General features: G+C 45.4%; 4 protein-coding genes. 2 read left to right on the top strand and 2 right to left on the bottom strand.

Annotation, left to right across the window (positions count from 1 at the left end; genetic code table 11):
• Nucleotides 1-95 precede the first annotated feature (95 nt).
• Entirely contained in the window at nucleotides 96-413 is a 318-nt protein-coding gene (locus BCT81_RS18250; protein ID WP_004741494.1) for a DUF3622 domain-containing protein, read from the bottom strand.
• 352 nt (nucleotides 414-765) lie between these two features.
• On the opposite strand from BCT81_RS18250, the gene BCT81_RS18245 reads away from it, so the two are divergent.
• The gene (locus BCT81_RS18245) at nucleotides 766-1,776 is read left to right on the top strand and encodes an adenosine deaminase (RefSeq protein WP_102425380.1); all 1,011 of its coding nucleotides are present in this window, start codon (nucleotides 766-768) and stop codon (nucleotides 1,774-1,776) included.
• A 75-nt stretch (nucleotides 1,777-1,851) separates the two neighbouring features.
• Here the strand turns inward: BCT81_RS18245 and BCT81_RS18240 are convergent, their stop codons facing one another.
• Nucleotides 1,852-3,036 carry an NnrS family protein gene (locus BCT81_RS18240; protein ID WP_102425379.1) on the bottom strand — a complete coding sequence of 395 codons (1,185 nt, stop codon included), beginning with the start codon at nucleotides 3,034-3,036 and terminating at the stop codon, nucleotides 1,852-1,854.
• Between the two features lie 289 nt (nucleotides 3,037-3,325).
• On the opposite strand from BCT81_RS18240, the gene BCT81_RS18235 reads away from it, so the two are divergent.
• Nucleotides 3,326-3,845: gamma-glutamylcyclotransferase family protein (locus BCT81_RS18235; RefSeq protein WP_102425378.1), on the top strand; the 520-nt coding region annotated here is incomplete at its 3' end.

Genomic DNA, 3,845 nt, shown 5'->3' with positions numbered 1-3,845 from the left:
TACGGGGTCACTTCAATATAGGTAACTATATTGGGGCTTTTTTATAACTCCCTTATCTTAAAATTAAGGGACCTATAAATTAATCGTGCACCGAATTACTCAGCGTCTTCTTGCTCTTCTGCACGAGCTTTAGCGCGCGCTTCACGTGCTTGCTCAGCTTTAAGCTCTTTAGCGTGACGTAGTTCATCGCGCTCTTTACGTTGTTCCGCTTTACGCTCGTTACGTTCAGCTTGGTTTGCGATGAAAGATGCTAGCTCTTTCTCAGCCCACTCTTGTGCAAGCGCTTCTGTTTCGAAACCAGACTCACGCTTAGATACTGTTGTGCTGCGAGACGTTACTTGACGAGTAATCTCAGCACACCAGCCGTTGCGTTTTTCTGTAAGGCGGATATCAAATTTTTTGTTCTTAGACATGTTCTATTTTTTCCTAAGGGAGATCATTAAGGGATCGGTCAACTTTGATAACTCCATCTAAGTGAGCATCTTTTAACACCATCCCTTGGTAAGCGCGGTATTAGAGCACAAATCAACGAATATTGCTGCAAATATTTGCAGCGGATCACACTCTAGTGCTGCAAATCGTTTGCGGCTCATTTTTAAGCACTCAACAGCTTCTAATCCCTAACAATTTTAGCCTCATTTCATCGACAACCATGAAATGAACTATGCTCAAACAGAGATAAATGAGTCGTCTAACCCGTTAGCTTGGTAGGCGTTAATTATCTCCCCCTACTCCGCCCATAATTAAAATAGCTAAGGAGTTGCTATGGATAGCTTCATCAAAAATTTACCGAAGGTTGAGCTGCACTTACACGTTGAGGGCACACTGGAGCCCGAACTGATGTTCGAACTGGCCAAGCGCAATAACGTATCGATTCCCTTTGAGAACCCAGAGCAAGTGCGAGATGCCTATCAATTCCATAACCTACAGTCTTTTCTCGACATCTATTATCAAGGCGCCAATGTACTGATTCATCAACAAGACTTTTACGATCTCACTTGGGCCTACCTATTAAAGTGCCAACAAGACAATGTGGTTCACACTGAGATTTTCTTTGACCCACAAACCCATACTGAACGCGGTATCGCCTTCGACACTATTATCACTGGCATCACTCGTGCACTCGACCAAGCAACTCATGAACTTGGGATAAGTAGCCAACTGATTATGTGCTTTCTGCGTCACCTCGATGAAGAAAGTGCGTTCGAGACACTCAAACAGGCTCTGCCTTACAAAGATAAAATCATTGCGGTTGGTTTAGATTCATCGGAACAAGGTAACCCGCCCGAGAAGTTTAAACATGTATTCCAAGAAGCGCTCAACCAAGGCTTTCTGACTGTCGCACACGCCGGAGAGGAAGGCCCAGCACAAAACATTATTGACGCATTGAGCTTGCTAAGTATCACCCGGATCGACCATGGTGTTCGCTGTATCGACGACGCAGAACTCGTAGAAGAGTTGGCAGCAAAACGTATTCCACTGACGGTTTGTCCGCTATCGAATACCAAACTAAAAGTCTTCGATACTATGGAGCAGCACAACATTGTCGAACTACTGAGAAAAGGGCTTTGTGTCACCATCAATTCCGATGACCCGGCTTACTTTGGTGGCTACATGAATGACAATTTCCTCGCGGTTGCCAATGCACATCCAGTCACCCATCAAGAGTTAGCCCAGTTCAGTATTAATGCTGTGGAAGCGAGTTTCATCTCCCCTCACGCCAAAGAAGACCTGATTACGCAGGTACGCCAATACTTAATAGCGAACACTCAATAAGTTGATAAACGTTTATTTCAATCAAAAAAGGGAAGCTCAATGCTTCCCTTTTGTAATCAAGATACTGAAATCAATTTAGCCTGGATGACCATCCACTCTCGGCGTAAGTAACATCATGCCGAATTTCCAAATAAACAGACCAAACGCCAACGTCCATAAGCCCGCGCTTAGGTTCACCATCTCAAACAAGTAAGCAGGGAAGAAGGTGACACCTAAGCTACGTACTAGCGCTGCCACAAAAATTGCAGAGAATGCGAGCGCCATGCTTGGTCCTTTGTAAATCGCACGACCAGTGTGTCCCATTGTCACTCGGGTTATCATCGCCAGAATCAAACCGCTCAAGCCACCAATTGCGAACAAGTGCAGCATGTTATGACTGGCAAATGGGTTATCTAACAGGCCACGTAACAACAAGCTTAGAGGAATACACAAGTAAGCCGCATGCAGTGACCACACCAAAGGCTCAGACAAGGTTGCCCAAGGCTTCCAACGGATAAAGCGAACTAACTGAGTCACGCCAGCAAACACCATTAGCTCATTACCTACTTGAGCAAAGGTGAGTGGGAAGAAGCTCAGCACAAACAACCCTACCAAAGGCAGGTTTGCAAGCCATTCCAACCATACCAATGGCTGCGCTTTTTCAACGTTAAAGCGACGTGCAGTAAAGAATGGGATCACTCGTCCGCCCATTACAGACAGCAGCAAGGTAAACCACCACAACATCGCTTGCCATACCGCTGATGATGGAAACGGAGGCATTCCCTTAATGGTCGCGTAGCTCGCAAAATTCGCCCCAATCGCCAGTACAAACAGAGGAACGAAGAACAAGTTCTTCCAACCTTTCGACTGCACTACACGAAAACCGATCTCGTAAGCAGCAAAAGCCAAAAACAGCGCTTCAATCGACGAAATTAGCCACAGCGGTGCCGGCGTCCAAAATAGGATACGAGGTGCCAGCCACAAACCGACCAGTGCGGCTAATCGATAATGCTTGGTGCCATTAACCCCTGTCCAGGTTTGTACGGCCGTCAGCACAAAGCCAACAACAATCGCCATAGAAAACCCAAATAGCATCTCATGCACGTGCCACCATAACGCGGGCACCTTTAGAGTTTCAGGTTGGCCGTTTTGGAACATGATGACCCAAACCACAATCGCAATTACGGCATAAACACTGCCTAGAAAGAAGAAAGGTCGAAAGCCTAAACGCAAGTAGGCTGGAATCGCGTCTTCTACACTTTTATCTGTGATATTTAACAAACTCGCTCCTAATTCTCAGATAAGCGGCCAAGGTATTACCTAAACCTAAATTTGGTGTGCATCAAGCTTGATGCAATATGCAGATCACATTGCATGAAACGCGCCAATTAGATAAGGCCAGTAAAAACAAACACTCACAAGATTCATTGACCAATAAAAAAGTCAAAACCACACAACCAAAAGAGTCATAAAGACATATAAAGGTGTAAATAGAAACTTACTGACTTTTATGATTGCGCCACATATAGTAAGACTAGACTTAAATGGCAGAACTCAGACAAGGAACGCGATGTATATTTTTGGTTATGGCAGCTTGATCAACTCTTCTTCTCGTCAACTTACCGGTCAAACGGGTCAAGCAATCCCAGCAATTGTTCATGGCTTAGTGCGCCATTGGAGTAAAATCGACGACAGTTACGTGTTATCCCCTCTGATCGTCAACCTTGGCGAAGGGCAAGTGAATGGTGTTTTACTTGAAGTCGACGAGATAGCGCTTGCTGAGTTTGATCGTCGTGAACGTGGCTATCACCGAATCGAACTCAAAGCCGATCAGATAGAGAGCCAAACCGCATTCAAAGAAGACCAATCTATTTGGGTTTATGTGAAAGATGAAATCGAGGCGCCTTGTGAAAACAGCCCTATCGTTCAAACTTATGTTGATACCGTTATAGCTGGGTGTTTAGAGGTGTCTGAAAGCTTTGCGGCGCACTTTGTCAAACACACACAAGGTTGGCACCACCCATTAGAAAATGACCGCCACCAGCCTAAATATGGCAACCTAGCGGGAGTGTCTGAGCACCACCACAGCG

The sequence above is a fragment of the Vibrio sp. 10N.261.52.A1 genome, from assembly GCF_002876325.1.
GTDB classification, from domain to species: Bacteria; Pseudomonadota; Gammaproteobacteria; order Enterobacterales; family Vibrionaceae; genus Vibrio; species Vibrio chagasii.
This window is presented reverse-complemented; position numbering and strand designations above follow the sequence as displayed.